At 64.4% G+C, this 18,222-nt stretch carries 8 protein-coding genes and 1 tRNA gene; 7 read left to right on the forward strand and 2 right to left on the reverse strand.

Annotated features, from left to right (window positions below; all coding sequences use genetic code 11):
• The first annotated feature begins 270 nt into the window (after window positions 1-270).
• Both BH93_RS10295 and acpS read left to right on the forward strand, forming a co-directional pair.
• Window positions 271-9,576 (forward strand): type I polyketide synthase, encoded by a 9,306-nt coding sequence (locus tag BH93_RS10295; protein ID WP_037177158.1) that lies wholly within the window; start codon window positions 271-273, stop codon window positions 9,574-9,576.
• Window positions 9,576-9,968, forward strand: coding sequence for a holo-ACP synthase AcpS (gene acpS, locus BH93_RS10300; RefSeq protein WP_037177160.1), 393 nt, complete (start codon window positions 9,576-9,578; stop codon window positions 9,966-9,968). The genes BH93_RS10295 and acpS overlap by 1 nt, the downstream gene beginning before the upstream one ends.
• 76 nt (window positions 9,969-10,044) lie before the next feature.
• Here acpS and BH93_RS10305 read toward each other — a convergent pair whose 3' ends face one another.
• On the reverse strand, window positions 10,045-10,686 hold the full coding sequence (locus BH93_RS10305) for a TetR/AcrR family transcriptional regulator (protein ID WP_371829127.1): 642 nt from the start codon (window positions 10,684-10,686) through the stop codon (window positions 10,045-10,047).
• A gap of 349 nt (window positions 10,687-11,035) precedes the next feature.
• Between BH93_RS10305 and BH93_RS10310 the strand changes: the two genes are divergently transcribed.
• Window positions 11,036-12,418, forward strand: coding sequence for a hypothetical protein (locus BH93_RS10310; protein WP_165712681.1), 1,383 nt, complete (start codon window positions 11,036-11,038; stop codon window positions 12,416-12,418).
• 76 nt (window positions 12,419-12,494) lie between these two features.
• Window positions 12,495-13,859, forward strand: a complete 1,365-nt coding sequence (locus tag BH93_RS10315; RefSeq protein WP_037177162.1) for a dipeptidase — start codon at window positions 12,495-12,497, stop codon at window positions 13,857-13,859.
• On the opposite strand, the gene bcp is transcribed toward BH93_RS10315, so the two are convergent.
• On the reverse strand, window positions 13,848-14,321 hold the full coding sequence (gene bcp / locus BH93_RS10320; protein ID WP_037177163.1) for a thioredoxin-dependent thiol peroxidase: 474 nt from the start codon (window positions 14,319-14,321) through the stop codon (window positions 13,848-13,850). The two genes, BH93_RS10315 and bcp, sit on opposite strands and share 12 nt — an antisense overlap.
• A gap of 77 nt (window positions 14,322-14,398) precedes the next feature.
• On the opposite strand from bcp, the gene BH93_RS10325 reads away from it, so the two are divergent.
• The 3 genes from BH93_RS10325 (at window position 14,399) to BH93_RS10335 (ending at window position 18,124) form a co-directional block, all read left to right on the forward strand.
• On the forward strand, window positions 14,399-14,620 hold the full coding sequence (locus BH93_RS10325) for a DUF3618 domain-containing protein (protein WP_032375974.1): 222 nt from the start codon (window positions 14,399-14,401) through the stop codon (window positions 14,618-14,620).
• 92 nt (window positions 14,621-14,712) lie between these two features.
• Window positions 14,713-14,789: transfer RNA gene (locus BH93_RS10330), tRNA-Lys, on the forward strand.
• An 836-nt stretch (window positions 14,790-15,625) separates the two neighbouring features.
• Window positions 15,626-18,124: an AAA family ATPase gene (locus BH93_RS10335; RefSeq protein WP_037177165.1), complete on the forward strand. Its 2,499-nt coding sequence runs from the start codon at window positions 15,626-15,628 to the stop codon at window positions 18,122-18,124.
• Window positions 18,125-18,222: the final 98 nt, after the last annotated feature.

The following is an 18,222-nucleotide window of genomic DNA, read 5'->3' on the forward strand; positions in this document are numbered from 1 at the left end:
GATCCCCTCGCCAGCGTGAATGTGGGTTACCGACGAGTTGGGTAAACAAAAAGTAATGCCGCCCGACGGGGCGTACTCGCTGGTAGCACTCGGACGTCCGAGCAAACCTGAGGATTTCCTCATGATTTTGTGTCAATCTTGAGCAGCGCGGAGAGACCTGTCGACGACGACCGGCTCACTGCTTCTGCCGCGAAAGCCCACGACGCACTCGGGCAGCCATCACAGCGAGCGCCCCGACCCCCGAGGCGCCCACGAGAGGAATCTTCAGCCTTGACGATCAACGAGAGCACACCATCACACGGACGCGGCACGCGGGGCAACGGCAACGCAGGCAAATCCCCTAGAAGCAATGGCGGCTCTCGGACTCTGGCAGATCGTTTCGCCGCGGGTGAGCCCTACGCTCTGGCATTCGGTGGCCAGGGTGCACCGTGGCTCAGCTCCCTCGAAGAGCTGGCCCGCGACTCCGCACTCGAGCCCGAACTCACCGATCTCGTCAACGAGGCTGCAGCCGTACTCGCGCCCGTCTCCGACGAACTACTGGTCGTCCGCTCCGTCGGATTCGACCCCATCGGCTGGATGCTCGAGCAGGATCTCGCCGACGACGACACCGTCGGCTCGTACGGACCGTCCGAGGCTGCGCTGACCTCAGCCGCAGTCTCGCTTCCCGGAGTGTTCCTCACCCAGGTCGCAGCACTGCGTGCGCTGAAGCTGCAGGGACTCGATCCCTCCCAGACCCCTCCCGTCAAGGTGGTCGGACACTCGCAGGGGCTCATCGCTGCCGAGTCCGTCGCTGCGGACGGCGCGCAGGATGCGAACTTCCTCGCGATCGCTCAGCTCGTGGGTGCAGCAGCGGGTCTCGTCGGCCGCCGCCGCGGAATCATCGGAGCCGGCGACCGTGCGCCGATGGTCTCGGTCGCCAACGTCGAGCCCGAACGCCTGCAGGCCATAATCGCCGACCTCGAGATCGTCGGAGCGCCGGAGCGATCCGCCGCACTCGCCATCCGCAACGGTCGTCGTCGCGTCGTACTCTCGGGACCGCCGGCCCAGCTGGCTCGCGTTCAGGAGAAGTGCGAGCAGATCGCTGCCGAGGAAGAGCGTGAGCGCGACGCCAAGAAGCGTGGCGGAGCCGTGTTCGCTCCGGTCTTCGAGCAGCTTCCGGTCGAGATCGGCTTCCATCACCCCGCTCTCGAGGACGCTGTCGAACTCGTCAGCGCCTGGGCTCAGCGCTGTGGACTCGACGTCGAGCTTGCTCGCGGCCTCGCACAGAAGATCCTGGTCGACTCCGTGGATTGGGTCGACGCCATCGACGGCGTTGTCGACGCCGGTGCCGATTGGATCCTCGACCTCGGTCCGGGCGACCTGCTCACCCGCATGACCACTCCGGCACTCCGCGGACAGGGCGTCGGCATCATCGCCGCATCCTCACGCGGGGGACACCGGAATCTACTCACTCCGGGAGCCGCACCCGAGGTGCAGCCCGCATGGTCTGCCTTTGCGCCCAAGCCGGTCACGCTGCCCGACGGCCGCGTTGTGGTCGAGACCTCCTTCACCAAGATGACCGGACGTTCACCGATCCTGCTCGCCGGCATGACGCCGACGACGGTCGACGCGAAGATCGTTGCCGCAGCGGCCAACGCAGGCCACTGGGCCGAGCTCGCCGGTGGCGGCCAGGTCACCGAGGACATCTTCACCGATCGCGTCGCGGAGCTCTCCACTCTCCTCGAGCCCGGCCGCGCCATCCAGTTCAACTCGCTGTTCCTCGATCCCTACCTGTGGAAGCTGCAGCTCGGCGGTCGCCGCATCGTGCAGCGCGCTCGCGCAGCAGGTGCCGCCATCGACGGCGTCGTCGTCACCGCAGGTATCCCCGAGCTCGACGAGGCAGTCGCTCTCATCGAAGAGTTGTCCGAGGCCGGCATCAGCTACGTCTCGTTCAAGCCCGGCACGGTCGCGCAGATTCGCGCTGTCATCCGCATCGCCAACGAGGTGCCGTCCTACCAGGTCAACGTCCACATCGAAGGTGGTCGCGCAGGCGGACACCACTCGTGGGAGGACCTCGACGACCTGCTGCTGACCACGTACGCAGAGTTGCGGTCGCGGCCCAACCTCGTCATCTGTGTCGGCGGCGGTATCGGAACCCCCGAGCGCGCAGCGGAATACCTCACCGGCACCTGGTCGGCCGTCTACGGCTACCCGAAGATGCCGCTCGACGGCATCCTCGTCGGAACCGCAGCCATGGCCACCCTCGAAGCCACCACGGCACCCGAGGTCAAGCAGCTTCTGGTCGATACACCGGGAACTCCCGACTGGGTCGGTGCCGGAACCGCCAACGGCGGAATGGCTTCGGGCCGTAGCCAGCTCGGTGCCGACATCCACGAGATCGACAACGCGGCATCGCGTTGCGGTCGACTGCTCGACGAGGTCGCAGGCAACGCCGACGCCGTGGCCGAGCGTCGCGACGAGATCATCGCCGCACTCGACGGCACCGCAAAGCCGTTCTTCGGTGACGTCGCCGAGATGACCTACCAGCAGTGGCTCGTTCGCTACCTGGACCTGGCCATCGGCACCGACTCGCGCAGCGAGTTCGATTGCGGCGGTGAGTTCACGGACGCCGTGTCCGAGGCCCGCGAATCGGTCTGGCTCGACATCACGTGGCGCACCCGCTTCCTGGAGATGTTGCAGCGCGCCGAGGCTCGTCTGCACCCGGTCGATCGTGGACCCATCCCCACCCTGTTCGCCGACGCCGAGGTTCTCGAACGTCCGCGTGCAGCACTGAAGTCGCTGCTGGCACAGTTCCCCGACGCCGCCGACGTGGTGCTGCACCCGGCCGACATCACCTTCTTCACCTCGCTGTGCCGCATGCCCGGCAAGCCGGTCAACTTCGTCCCCGTCGTCGACGGCGACGTGCGCCGCTGGTGGCGCAGTGACTCGCTGTGGCAGGCACACGACGCTCGCTACTCCGCCGATCAGGTCTGCATCATCCCCGGAACCGTTGCCGTCGCCGGCATCACCCGCGTGGACGAGCCGGTCGGCGAACTGCTGAACCGGTTCGAGAAGGCCACTGCGGACCAGCTTCTCGCCGAGGGCGTCGAGCCGTCGGCCATCGCCAGCCGTCGCCACGCCGAGATCGCACCCGGACTGCTCGGCATCGTGCTGGCAGCTCCCGACGTCACCTGGGCCTCGCGTATGACGCAGAACCCCGTTGCGCGCCTGGGCGATCCGGCCGAGTGGACCGTCGATTCCGATTCGGTCGCCTCGCATCCGCAGACCGGCTCCTCGCTGACCGTGCTCGATGCCGAGCACGTGGAGCTGCTGGTTCCACTCGCTCCGGGCAAGGAAGTACGCATCCGTCTGACGGTGCCCGCTTCCACGATCGACGGCGGCGCTCCCGTCGTCACCGCACAGGACGCCCAGCAGGCCATGTCGGCTCTGCTCGGAGTTGCTGCAGGTCAGGAACTTCCGGCCGTCAAGAGCGGTGTCGCACGGCTGAACATCGCGTGGATCCCCGATCTGATCGCCGACCACGCCGGCGTCACCGGATCCGGACTCCCGGACACGCTCACCGTCAGCGGCAAGGCCGTTCCCGACGTCCTCGTCGGTGCCTGCTGGCCGGCCGTCTTCGCCGTCCTGGGTGCCACCCGAAACGCCGATGGCATCGACGTCATCGAGGGCATGCTCGACCTGGTGCACCTCGATCACAGCGTCAACCTGGTCGGTGAATTGCCCACCGACACCTCCATTCTCGTGGTCAAGGCCGCAGCCGGAGAGGTGCTCGACACCGACCTCGGCCGCGTCGTCGAGGTCACCGTCGAGATCGGTGCCATGCTCGGCGAGGGTCTCGATGCCCCTTCCGTCGCAACTCTGGTGGAGCGCTTCGCGATTCGTGGACGCACCGGTAAGGGCGAGCTGTCAGATCCGGCTCGCGCCGGCGGATCCCTCAGCGCCGACGCCAAGGACACCCCGCGTCGTCGCCGTCGTCAGGCCACCATCGTGGCCCCGCGCAACATGGCTGCGTTCGCTCAGGTCTCGGGCGACCACAACCCGATTCACACCTCGGACGCCGCGGCATTGCTCGCCGGTCTCGGCAGCCCCATCGTGCACGGCATGTGGCTCTCGGCAGCTGCCCAGCAGACCGTCACCGCAGTCGACCACGCGGACACCAAGACTCCGCCGCGTCGCCTCACTGCATGGACCGCACGCTTCCTCGGCATGGTCCGCCCGGGAGCCGAGATCGACGTTCGCGTCGACCGCACCGGATTCGATCAGGGTGCCGAGCTCGTCGAGGTGTCCTGCCGTGTCGCAGGCGAGCTCGTCATGGTCGCCACTGCTCGCACCGCAGCGCCGAAGACCGTCTACGCCTTCCCCGGCCAGGGCATCCAGCGCCCGGGTATGGGACTGGACGCACGGGCTCGGTCGAAGGCCGCTCGTGAGGTGTGGGAGCGTGCCGACAAGCACACCCGCAGCGCGCTCGGATTCTCGATTCTCGCTGTGGTGCGCGACAACCCGACAACCCTCAAGGCGCGCGGCGTCACGCACAAGCACCCCGACGGTGTGCTGCACCTGACCCAGTTCACCCAGGTCGCGATGGCCGTTCTCGGTGTCGCACAGGTTGCCGAACTGCGTGAATCCGGCGCGTTCGTGGAGAACTCCATCCTCGCCGGCCACTCGGTGGGCGAGTACAACGCACTTGCCGCTGTCGCCGGTGTCCTCCCGCTCGAAGCCGTCCTCGAGGTCGTCTTCCAGCGTGGCTCGGCCATGCACGCACTCGTTCCCCGTGACGAGAACGGTCGCAGCGACTACCGCATGGCAGCCATTCGCCCATCTCAGATCGGCCTGGCCGACGAGGACGTGCAGGGCTTCGTCGCCGGTGTCGCAGCAGAATCCGGTGAATTCCTCGAGATCGTCAACCTCAACCTGCGCGGTTCGCAGTACGCCATCGCAGGCACGGTCGCCGGCCTCGGCGAGCTCGAGAAGAAGATCGCGATTCGCCGGGCAGAGTTCGGTGGCAAGGCCGCATACATCATGGTCCCGGGCATCGACGTGCCGTTCCACTCGACCGTGCTGCGCGGGGGAGTCGACGACTTCCGCAACCGCCTGCAGACCCTGCTTCCCGAGCAGCTGGATCCGGCGATCCTGGTGGGGCGCTACATCCCGAACCTGGTGCCCAAGCCGTTCTCGCTCGACCGCGAGTTCGTCCAGGAGATCGCCGATCTGGTGCCGTCCGAGCCGCTGAACACCGTTCTCGCGGATTTCGATTCGTGGGCCGCACGGCCGAGCGATCTGTGCCGCGTGATCCTGACCGAGCTGCTGGCATGGCAGTTCGCCAGCCCGGTCCGCTGGATCGAGACCCAGGACTTGCTGTTCGCCGACGAGTCCGACGGCGGCATGGGTGTCGAGCGCTTCGTCGAGATCGGTCTCGGTGCAACGCCGACCGTCGCCAACCTCGCGTCGCAGACCCTCAAGCTGCCCGGCCGCTTCGGTCACCCGGTAGAGGTGCTCAACCTCGAACGTGAAGCCGCAATCGTCTACGGCACCGACACCGACCCGGCTCCGGCCGACGAGGACGAGGCAACTCCCGCTCCCGAGGCCGCCGCGGCTCCGGCAGCAACAGCGGCACCCGCCGCAGCACCCGCTCCGGTCGCGGCACCGTCGGGCGGACCTCGCCCGGACGACATCGCATTCGTCGCTGCCGACGCGACGAAGATCCTCATCGGGCTGTGGACCAAACTGCAGCTCGATCAGATCGGGCCCGCCGATACCATCGAGGCGCTGTGCGACGGCGTGTCCTCACGCCGCAATCAGCTGCTCGTCGACCTCGGCTCCGAGCTCTCGCTCGGTGCCATCGACGGCGCAGCCGATGCAGACATGGGCGCGCTCTCGGGCACGGTCAACAAGTTGGCTCGTACCTACAAGCCGTTCGGCCCGGTGCTGAGCGATTCGATCAACGATCACCTCCGCAAGGTCTTCGGCCCCTCGGGTCGGCGCCCGGCCTCGATCGCCGATCGCGTCAAGAAGACCTGGGAATTGGGCGACGGCTGGGCGCATCACGTCACCGCCGAGGTAGCCCTCGGCACCCGTGACGGTGCCTCGGTCCGCGGCGGTGCACTCGGCGGTCTGGCCGACGGCGCTCTCGCCGACGGCAATGCTGTCGACAACGTCATCGATGCGGCAGTAGCTGCAGTGGCTGCACGTCGCGGCGTCGCAGTCTCGATGCCGCAAGCAGGCGGTGGGGCCGGCGGAACCGTCGACGCTGCTGCTCTGGGTGAGTTCACCGAGCACATCACCGGCCGCGACGGCGTTCTCGCCTCCGCAGCCCGGTTGGTGCTCGAACAGCTCGGACTGGCTGATGCACCCAACGCCCTGCTGGCCGAGGATCCCGACGCCGCTCTGGTCGAGCTGGTCTCGGCCGAACTCGGATCGGACTGGCCTCGCCTGGTCGCTCCCGCGTTCGACGCCAAGCGCGCCGTCCTGATCGACGACCGGTGGGCAACTGCCCGTGAGGATCTGGCCCGGTTGTGGCTCGGTACCGCAGGTGATGTCGCCGTCGAGTCCTTCGCCGGTGCAGGCAATGCCGTTGCAGCTCAAGCACAGTGGTGGAAGGCCAAGGCCGACTACGAGAACAGGACCGTGCTCGCCGAGACCTTCGGACGCATCTCCGGCATCGCGGTCGCATCCGAGGACAAGGGCCAGTGGGCCGACGAGGTCGCCGTCGTCACCGGTGGCAGCAAGGGATCCATCGCAGCAGCGGTGACCGCGAAGCTGCTGGCCGGGGGAGCGACGGTCTTCGTCACCACCTCCAGGCTCGACGACGAGCGCTTGGGCTTCTACCGCTCGCTCTACCGCGACAACGCACGTAGCGGAGCGTCGCTGTGGGTGGTTCCGGCCAACATCGCGTCGTACACCGACGTCGATGCACTCATCGAGTGGATCGGCAGCGACTTCATCGACACTGCCGGTGGCGCAAAGACTCTGGTCAAGGCCGCAACCACGCCGACGATGCTGTTCCCGTTCGCCGCACCTCGGGTCATGGGCGAGATGTCCGATGCCGGTGCTCGCGCCGAGATGGAAATGCGCGTGCTGCTCTGGTCGGTCGAGCGTCTGATCACCGGACTGGCGAAGGTCGGTTACGACACCGACATCGACACCCACCTGCACGTGATGCTGCCGGGATCGCCGAACCGTGGAATGTTCGGTGGCGACGGTGCCTACGGCGAATCGAAGGCTGCACTCGACGCTGTTGTCGCCAAGTGGGGCTCGGAAAAGAATTGGGCCGAGCGGGTGTCCATCGCCCACGCCCACATCGGGTGGGTGCGTGGCACCGGCCTGATGGGTGGCAACGATCCCATCGTCGAGGCCGTCGAGGCCGAGGGTGTGCGCACCTGGTCGACCGACGAGATGGCAACCGAGTTGCTGCAGCTGTGCACGCCTGACGCTCGTCGTCAGGCCGCTCAGGAGCCGATCGTCGCCGATCTCACCGGCGGATTGGCCAGCACCAAGCTCAACCTCGTCGAACTCGCTCGGGACGCCGCTGCGGCCGCGGCCGAGAAGACCGAAGAGACAGTGGACAACTCGGTCATCGCGGCACTGCCCGCACCGCCGCGGCTGTCGACGTCGACCACCGCTCCGGCGTGGCCGACACTGGACGTCGACCCGAAGGACCTGGTCGTCATCGTCGGGGCCGGTGAGCTCGGACCGTACGGTTCGGCGCGTACCCGCTTCGAGATGGAGGTCGACGAGCAGCTCTCTGCCGCAGGCGTTCTCGAACTCGCATGGAACACCGGCCTGATCGCCTGGGAGAACGATCCCAAGCCGGGTTGGTACGACATCGAGTCCGGTGACCTGGTGCCCGAGGAGGACATCGCCGACAAGTACCACGACATCGTGGTCGAGAAGTGCGGTATCCGCACCTACGGCGACGACGGCGCGATGGTCGGCAACACCGCTCCGCTGATGACCTCGGTCTTCCTCGACAACGACCTCACCTTCGTGGTCGGAACCGAGATCGATGCCCGGTCGTTCGCAGCAGCGGATCCCGAGCACACGCTGATCACACCGGTTCCGGATTCGAGCGACTGGCAGGTCACCCGCAAGGCGGGCACCGAGATTCGCGTTCCGCGCAAGATGAAGCTCACCCGCACCGTGGGTGGACAGATTCCGACCGGGTTCGATCCCACCAAGTGGGGCATCTCGCCCGACATGGCCAGCTCGGTCGACCGTGTCGCCCTGTGGAACATCGTCACCACGGTCGACGCGTTCATCTCCTCGGGCTTCAACCCGTCGGAACTGATGCGCTGGGTGCACCCCACTCTGGTCGCCAACACTCAGGGCACCGGCATGGGCGGCATGGAGTCCATGCGCTCGCTGTACATCGATACCCTGCTCGGTGATGCTCGTGCGAACGACATTCTGCAGGAGGCTCTGCCGAACGTCGTTGCTGCGCACGTGGTCCAGTCGTACATCGGTAGCTACGGCGCGATGGTTCACCCCGTTGCCGCCTGCGCCACCGCTGCGGTCTCGGTCGAGGAAGGCGTCGACAAGATCAAGCTGGGCAAGGCTCAGCTCGTGGTCGCCGGCGGATTCGACGACCTGAGCACCGAAGGCATCATCGGCTTCGGTGACATGTCGGCCACCGCGGACTCGGCAGCGATGTCCGCCAAGGGAATCAGCGATCGACGCTTCTCCCGCGCCAACGACCGCAGGCGTGGTGGATTCGTCGAATCGCACGGCGGCGGAACGATTCTGCTCGCACGCGGTGATCTGGCACTCGAGATGGGCCTGCCGGTTCTTGGAGTCGTTGCGTACGCACAGTCGTACGGCGACGGAGTGCACACCTCCATCCCGGCTCCGGGACTCGGCGCGCTCAGTGCCGGTCGTGGCGGCAAGGATTCGGCACTTGCGCTCTCGCTCAACGCACTCGGCGTCAGTGCAGACGACGTGGCCGTGATTTCCAAGCACGACACGTCCACTGCAGCCAACGATCCGAACGAGGCGGAACTGCACACCCGCCTCGCCAAGGCCATCGGCCGCTCGGACGGCGCTCCGCTGTTCGTCGTCTCGCAGAAGAGCCTCACCGGACACTCGAAGGGTGGAGCGGCTGCCTGGCAGCTGATCGGCCTGTGCCAGGTGCTGGCCAACGGCGTCATCCCGCCGAACCGCAGCCTCGACTGCGTCGACGACAAGATGACCGGCTTCGAGCACCTGGTGTGGGCTCGCGAGCCGCTGCGCTTCGGCGACTCGGTTCCGCTCAAGGCGGGTCTGCTCACCTCGCTCGGGTTCGGGCACGTGTCCGGACTCATCGCCCTGGTGCACCCGCAGGCGTTCATCGAGGCCGTTCCGGCGGATCGACGCGCCGAGTACGTCGCCAAGGCTAACGAGCGTCGCATCGCCGGTCAGCGCAGGCTGATCTCCGCGATGGTGGGAGGCGACTCCCTGTACGAGCGGCCCGACGATCGACGGCTGGGACATGACGGGACGCCGGCCAAGGCGTCACGCGAACTGGAGGCACACGTGTTGCTCAACGAGTCCGCTCGCCTCGGCGAGGACGATGTCTACTCCTCCGGTCTGCCGGGTGCCATCTGATGGCGATTATCGGAGTGGGTTTCGACCTGGTGACGGTGTCCGACTTCGCCGAGCAGATGGAGAAGGTCGGCACGACGATGATCCGCGACAGCTTCACCGCGGGCGAGCGTCGGCATGCCGCGACGAAGAGTTCCGATCCGACGCGCCACTACGCAGCACGGTGGGCCGCCAAGGAAGCAGTGCTGAAGGCATGGGCCACATCGCGATTCGCGCGTCCACCGCAGATCGGCGACAACCCGTACCCGTTGATCGAGGTCGTCAACGACGCATGGGGCCGTCCGTCCATCAAGCTGCACGGCATCGCGCAGGAATTTCTGCCGACGGTCAAGATTCACCTGTCGCTGACGCACGACGGCGATATCGCTGCCGCGGTGGCGATCCTGGAGGAGTGAGTCTCCTCTGAAACGAGTAAGGCCCGTCCGATCCACGAGATCGGGCGGGCCTTTCGTCTGTGCGGGCTCGGGTTGCTCAGGCCTGCTCGTTGTCGCTCGCCGAGCCGCCGGAACGCCTGCTCTCCTTCTCGGCGACGAGCAGATAGGCCATCATGATGCGTTTGAGTTCGGCGACGGCGTCCTCGTGGCTCTGGCCGTCCTGCACGGAGAAGTTGAGCATCGAGTAGACGATGTGCACCAGCACCTGAGCCATGAGGTTCCGGCGGTGCCGTGGTGTGCGCGGAGTCAACGGCCCGAGCATGCGCGAGACCTGATCGGCGAATTCTCGCTCGTGGATGACTCCGGTCGCACGCGTCGACGGCGTCGACTGCATGGCGAGCCACACCTCACGGCGCGACGGGTCGGTCATCCACATGCCCGCCATGTGGTCGACGAAGTTGTTGAGGAACCGCACCCAGTCCAGCGACGGGACCTCTCCGTCGAATTCGGCCAGCTCTTGTTGTACTCCGACGAGGTCCTGGCGGTTGAGCTCGCAGACGATGACGTACTTGTTGGCGAAGAACTGGTACAGCGTTCCGATCGGCAGTTCGGCGCGCGACGCGACTTCCTCGCAGGTGAACGACTCGAACCCCACGTCGCTGAGCAACTCGCGCGAGGCCTGTAGCAGGGCGTCGAATTTGCGTTGACTGCGTTCCTGGGTGGGTCGGCGGCGCGGCATCAGTTCCTGCGTCTGTGCCGTCGACTCGAGCGCGGCGTCGAGACGGCGCGAGGACTGAGCACGAGCAGAGGATTCCACCCGGTCAGGCTATCCGGCGGACGGGTCCGGTAGCCACACCTGGTCCGCTACCTGCGGGTCGGCAGGCAAGAGTTTCGAACGAACCTGGGGTTGGCGACAACGGCTGGTTCCAATTCCTGTGACAAACTCCAAGACTGATCTGGACCAATTTAACAGTCAACAGGTATGGTTCAGGTAACAGAATCAATTTCCGTGCAGGGTGATCGTCGTTCTGATCCGCTGGATGACGTTCATGGTCGGGCGCCTCCACCCTGAGCACAGGGAGACTGCCATGGCAACTATTGGTATAGCGATCGAATCTGGCTCGATGCAGACAATTCTTGTCGAGCCGACCTCAGGCGAGGTACTCGCCGATCGGACGACGCCACTGCACCCCGACGCGGCCACCGCACTGACCGAAGCGATCGAGATCATGCGTACCGAGGCTGCGACCCTGGATGCCGACGTCGACGCTGTAGGCGTGGTGTATCGATCCGAGGCGGAACGTGCCGAATTCAGCGGCGCTCTCGGCGACGAGCCTGTGACGTTGTGTTCGGCGTCCGAGTCGTTTCTGACCTGGCTGGCCCAATCGGAAGAACTCGCCGACGCGAAGACAGTGCTCTTGTACTACATGGGTGAGGCGGGCGTTTCCATCTCTCTTGCGGACGCAGCAGAGGCTTCGTTCACCCCTACCAGAACCGCCGAGCTGGATTCGATGTCGCCCGAACGCATCGGCAGCACCATTCCACTGGCATGGGACGTAGTGGATCACTCCGGCAAGAAGCCCGAGTTCGTGGCCCTGTTCGGCGACTCGTCGAGCAATCGCGACCTCGTCGACATCCTGGCTCTCGGACTCGGTGTTCCCGTGGTGCGAGTGGGAGATGCCGATCAGATCGCGGCACGTGGGGCTGCGCTTCTGGCGCTCGAGGACGTGCCCGACCAGGCGGGGGAGGCGACCGTGACACCGGCCCTCGTGCCTGCAGCGCCGTCCTTCGACGAATCGGAGCTCGACGAATCCGCTACGTCCGAGGTGGCCGAACCGGTGTCCGACGAGTCGGCAGAGCCGAAAGAGGCTTCGGATCTCGACGCTGTCGTTGTGTCTCTCCCGGTGACCGTTGTTTCTGCGCCCGCCACGCCTCCCGCGGTGGACGGGAAGCCGTCACGGTCGGGGAGTTCCGGTCGCAGGCTCGTGTTCGCGGCTGTGCTGCTGGCCGGTGTGCTGTCGGCAGGTGTGGCAGTTGCCGCGACTTTGCCGGGTGACTCCGAGTCGACCGCCGAGCAGAGCGTCGAACAACGCGATGCCGACGCCGATCTGGTCGGAGCAACACGGCACGTGGATCCGATGACGACGACCGACCCGGTTCCGTGGATCGCCGGACCGGCACCCGCCGTGGCACCGACCGAGGCGATTCCTCCGACCGTGGATCCAGCGACGGATGTCGCGCCCGCACCGACAACGGAGGCGTGGGTGACGCAGGATGCGCCGCGTCAGGCCGTGGCCGCCCCGCAGCCGGTACCTGCGCCGGCATCGACGACGGTCGACCCGCCGCAGTTCACCGTTCCGGTTGTCGTGCCCGAGCCCGGAAAGTCGCAGGAGCAGCTCGAGCAGGAGGCATGGGATCGCCACTGGCAGCACACCGGCGCGTGGATCCAACAGGAGCTCACCGGCGGTTAGACGGCGGCGAATTCGCTGTCACGAGTGATGACAGACTGGCGAGAGCCCGTCTGTCATTTTCTCGTCTGGAGGATTCATGCCTGCCGATGCACAACCCGTCGACGTTCGATCCAGCATCGAAGCAGCGATGCCCCGTGCGAAAGCAGAGTTGGCCGAACTGGTTCGGTTCACATCGGTACACGATCCCCGACAGTTTCCGGTCGAGGAATGCATCGGGGCGGCGCGCTGGGTGCAGCAGGCTTTTCTGGATGCGGGAGTTCCGGACGTCCAGTTGATCGAGACAGTCGACGGCTCGCTGGCCGTTGTCGGTTCGCGTCCGGCACCCGCAGGAGCGCCGACCGTTCTGCTCTACTCGCACTACGACGTCCAGCCTCCGGGAGATGGAAATCTTTGGGGCAGTGCGCCTTTCGAGCTGACCGAACGAGACGGCCGTTGGTACGGGCGAGGGTCGGCCGACTGCAAGGGCAACGTGATCATGCATCTGCTGGCGCTGCGGGCGCTGGGGGAGTCGATCGGCGTCGGCGTTCGGATCGTCTGCGAGGGCTCGGAAGAGACGGGTACGGGCGGGCTCGAAGCGCTCGTGGAGCAGCGACCGGAATTGTTCACCGCCGACGTGGTCGTCATCGGCGATACCGGGAACGCGAAGGTGGGATCGCCGACGGTGACGACCACGCTTCGCGGTATCGCGAATGTAGTAGTGCACGTGGAAACGCTTGCGGGAGAGGTGCATTCCGGCATGTACGGCGGTCCAGCACCCGATGCACTCGCAGCGTTGGTGCAGGTACTCTCCACCCTGCGCAACGAGCAGGGTGACACCGTGGTCGACGGTCTCGACGGAGTGCAGACGTGGGACGGAGTCGCGTACGAGACGGAGCAGTTCCGCTCCGATGCCGGGGTGCTCGATGGCGTCGGGCTGGCGGGCTCGGGCACTGTGGCCGACGCAGTGTGGGCGCGGCCCGCTCTGACCATTCTGGGGATCGACTGCCCGCCCGTCGTGGGGTCTGCGGCGGCGATCTCACCGCGTGCGTCCGCGCGGCTCAATTTGCGCGTACCGCCGGGAATGGATCCCAAGACGGCTCAGGATGCTCTGGTGGCTCATCTGGAGGCGCGAACGCCGTGGAATGCGCGCGTCACCGTCGAGCGTGAGGCTGTCGGATCGCCCTTCCGGGCCAGGACCGACGGACCGGGCTACGCAGCACTGTCCGAGGCGCTGGAAGAGGCGTTCGGGCATCCGATGGGGACGGCCGGGCAGGGCGGGTCGATTCCGCTGTGCAACGCGTTGGCTCAGGTGCTGCCGGACGCCGAAATCGTGCTCATGGGCGTCGAGGAACCTCGGTGCCGGATCCACGCTCCCAACGAGAGCGTGGACCCGACGGAGATCGAGAAGATGGCCGTCGCCGAGGCGTTGTTCCTGCAGCGGCTGGCAGTGTCAGACAGCTAGATCGCGGCGGAGCTTGGCGACGTGGCCGGTGGCGCGGACGTTGTACTGCGCCACCTCGATCTTGCCGGCCTCGTCGACGAGGAACGTGGAGCGGATGACGCCCTCGTAGACCTTGCCGTAGTTCTTCTTCCCCCCGAATGCGCCCCACGCCTGCAGCGTCGTCTTCTCCTCGTCGGAGAGCAGCGGGAACGTCAGCTCTTCCTTGTCGCGGAACTTCGCGAGCTTGGCCGGCTTGTCGGGTGAGATGCCGATGACTTCGAGGCCTTCGCCGTTGAGCTCGGCGAGACTGTCGCGGAAGTCGCAGGCCTGCTTGGTGCAGCCGGGGGTGCTCGCGGCGGGGTAGAAGTACACGATCACCTTCTTGCCTGCATAGTCGGCGAGGGAGACGTCGTTGCCATCGGCATCGGGCAGGGTGAACGCCGGAGCGGTGTCGCCCGGCTCGAGCTTGCTGTATTCGGTCACCGCACGAGACTATCGAAATATCGTCGTGCTCTAGGCTCGACTGCGACCGAGACTATTTGCAACAAGTTGGAGGACACGTGGCCAAGGACACCGACCGAATCGAGCGCGAGATCGAGGCCGCTCGCAATCAGCTCGCCAGCACCCTGGACGAGCTGAGCGTCCGTGCCAGCCCCAAGAACATCGTCGCCAACACCAAGCAGTCCGTGGTGGCCAAGCTCAACGAGCCGGCAGTGAAGTTCACTCTGCTCGGAGTGGGCGCAGTGGTGGCAGTTCTCGTGGTTCGCAGGATCTTCAACTGACGCAACAGGCGCTTTGACCAGCCGATTTCACATCTGGCGGCATCTGCTGTTAATGTTTCTCCCGCACCGCAGAGAACACGCGGTGCGGATCGGCGCCATTAGCTCAGTTGGTTAGAGCAGCTGACTCTTAATCAGCGGGTCCGGGGTTCGAATCCCTGATGGCGCACCAGAAAGACCCCTTGACCAGCGGAAACGCAGGTCAAGGGGTCTTCTTTTTGCGCCGTGGTGTCAGGTCTACTCATCACTTTGAGGGCAAAGTGATGAGCGAATATGGGGGTGTTTCCCCACGTCGCGTCATATTTTGCCGCAGCCGTGATGACTTGAATCCCGGGGCCGTATGTCGTGGAGTCAAGTGCGTTGGGTCCTGCGCATCCGTGTCCTTGACCTGCGTGTCTAGAAGGTCTGCGGCTGGTCGAATCGCCGTACGGGTGCGTGTTCGGCGGGTAGGTCATCACTTACTCATCACTTTGAGCCCCTGATGCCTAGGCTCACGCTGCTGATCGGCGAGGGAGTCCGGGTAAGTCTTGCCGATTCCAAGGCCCGCTCGGGGTTACGCAAAGCAGCGATTTGTGGTGCGATTTCAGACCGCGAGGCTGACGTAACGCAACCCAATGTGGCGTGCCGACGCCAGCAATGCGACGCGCATTCGGTGTTCGTGGTGGGCGCGAGGAGGCCATCTCTGCACTTGCCGTATTCGTTGACAACGAGTGTTTAGAGCACTTGGCGCTCTCGTCCTAGAATTGCACTTGGCGCACCTGACAGCTGACCTGTGGTCTCTGGTGACCGACCTGCCGGACTAGTCATTCTTTCGTTGTCACGAGCGTGCCAAGACTCACTGCGTGCTAGGGAGAGTTTGGGTTGTACGGAGGATCGCTGAGGCTCAACTTGCTCACCCGTAGATCTGCTATTTGGCCCGGTATTGTCGGACCAATCGCCTAGGCTCAGCCCGTACAGATCGATTGAACGGGGACGGCAAATTCTCGGTCACCTGACGAGGGGAAGACGTTGATCCTTGAGACAATCTACTTACGGCACTTCCGTTCCTTCAACTTCGATTTTCTCCGTCAAGACCTGACAGATCAAAACAAGTTCCCTTGGGACGAGCTGGCCGGTGTCGAGGACTACGAGGCCGAAGAGGAAGCTGGTGAAGTCCAAACTGTTGCAGGCGAGGGCGGCGATGAAGCAGAGGTGCCATCTGATGGATCTGGTGCGGCCGCAGAGTCAGGCCCATCCCCAATAGCGCCGGTAGTCAACGACACGGCTGGCGAGTCGTACTACCCGTTTGTGAGAGTTGAATTAGAACGCGATATCACTACCGTCGTTGGTGCAAATGAATCTGGCAAGAGCCAGCTGATTACTGCGATCCAGTGTCTGCTCGGTGACCATGAGATCCGCCCACGTGATTTTTGCCGGTACTCGAAGTTCTTCGGCGTGCGTCGGTCTATGCGGCTGCCTGAGTTCGGGGGCCACTTCACCGAGGTAACTGACGGAGAGCGAGCAGTGTTGGCCGACGTGGCACGGCGCGATGTTCCTGATGACTTCTGGTTCTTCAGGCTGCAGGCAGGACCTGTCCTGTACTTCGAGGACGAGGGTGGCTCGATCACAACGCTTGACCTGACTGCTGAGCAAGTCGACATGCTGCCACTTCCGACCGCTCGACGGATCGACTCGAAGGTGGTGCTCCCGTCCAGCGCGAGTCTGTTCGACCTGGCTGCCGGAAAAGTGAGTTCTCAACCGAGAAGTCGCGACCAGTGGCTTGTCCTATTCAAAGAACTTAAGCGTCTATCCGACAGCCCAACAGAAGCCGGCGAGACTGCGGTGAATGCGATGCTGCCGCAAGTACGCGACCGCCAACACGTAGAGGTAGAGAAAGACGCGAAATCACTGGCGCTTGTCATCGCCTTACTCGAAAGTGTCGCGGAAGTCGACTCCAAGGCGTACACGGAGCTTCTGAATGCGGACGCGGAGGACGACGGGTACACATCAGCGCTGACCACGAGCGTCACCGAAGCTCTTGGAGTCTCGCTGAACTTTCAGAAATGGTGGTCACAAGATCGCGACTTTTCGCTACAGGTGCACAAGGATGCATTTCATATTGTCTTCACACTGAAAGACAAAACTGGACAGACATACACATTCGACGAGCGCAGCGGTGGTATGCAGTACTTCCTCAGCTACTTCATCCAGCGCGAGGCGTATCGTCCGAAGGATTCGAGTCGTTCCGAAATACTGTTGATGGATGAGCCCGACGCTTATCTATCGAGTATGGGTCAGCAGGATCTGATGCGCGTCTTTACGCGGTACGCGTTTCCTGACGACGGTAAGCCCGCGGCGCAGGTTATGTACGTGACGCATAGTCCGTTCTTGATCGACAAGAACTACCCCCATCGGATCCGAGTACTTCAGAAGGGTCTCGGTGAGGAGGGGACGCGTGTCGTCCAGAAAGCTGCCACCGACAAGTACGAGCCGCTCCGCTCGGCTTTCTCTTCGTTTCATGCTGATACTACGTTCATTGGGACATGCAACCTCCTGGTCGAAGGGCCCGCGGACCTTATTTTGTTCTCGGGCATCAGCGCAGGGATAAAGCGCGCGGCGAGAGCATTCCCGACGCTGGACCTTAACGCCCTGACGCTGGTACCGGTACACGGTGCGGGAAACTACCGGTACCTGGTCCATCTCACGCGTAGCCGCGATCTCGACCGCCCCGCAATTGTGGTTCTTTTGGACTCCGATAAGGCCGGTGATCGAGCCGGGGCAGACCTGAGTAAGCTGCAGAACGGGTTCGGTGACAAGCCCGTCTTCAACACGGATCTAATCTTCGCGATTAATCAATTGCCCATTTCCGTGTTATCTGTTGATGTGCTTGAGATTCACGAGCCTGAGGATCTTGTGCCCGCGAGTGTGGCTCGGGCCGCTCTCGCCCAGTTTGTCGGGGCCTTCAGGAGCGCTGAGAGCAAGCGGAAAATCATCGACGAGCTACCGAACCCGCTCGTGTTCGACCCAAACCTACGGCTCTTTGACCAGGCACATAAGGCCCTGCTGGACGCCAGTACTACTGCCGACTCACCCCTGTCGGTTGGAAAGATTGAGTTTGCACTTGCAATTTCTGAGTTGGTCAGGGATCCGGCGTGTGCGGAGAATTTCGACGACTTGTTTCGAAACTTTGGGGCGCTTTTCGCGGAGTTGAACCTGCTACAGGAGAAGGCGTTGGAAGAGCACTCCCGCGAACGGATCACGGAGATCACGAAGCGGATCGTGGATCGGTTCAAGCGTGATCACAAGATGCGCGCAAGTAAGCACACGGTGTCACGGCTCCTGGATGAAATCGAATCGCATTTGGAAGGGGGAGCTCGACTTGAGGAGGAGGCAGTTCGGTTGGCTTGCCGAACGATCCGTGAAGACTTCACCTTGAGCGACTCGCCTATGTCGAACGTTCAGGGTTTCGGCGACCTCCGGAAGAGGCTGAAGGATCTGGTTCTTGCGCCTCAGCGATCCTCGATGTAGTGGAATGAAAAAGGCTGTGTTTGGTCCAGTTGTCGGCGTCGATGGCGACAGGACTGACTGCTGTTGGTTGAAGTAGCGGATGTGACGGCGCTCATCGA

It is taken from the genome of Rhodococcoides fascians A25f (assembly GCF_000760935.2).
Taxonomy (GTDB): domain Bacteria; phylum Actinomycetota; class Actinomycetes; order Mycobacteriales; family Mycobacteriaceae; genus Rhodococcoides.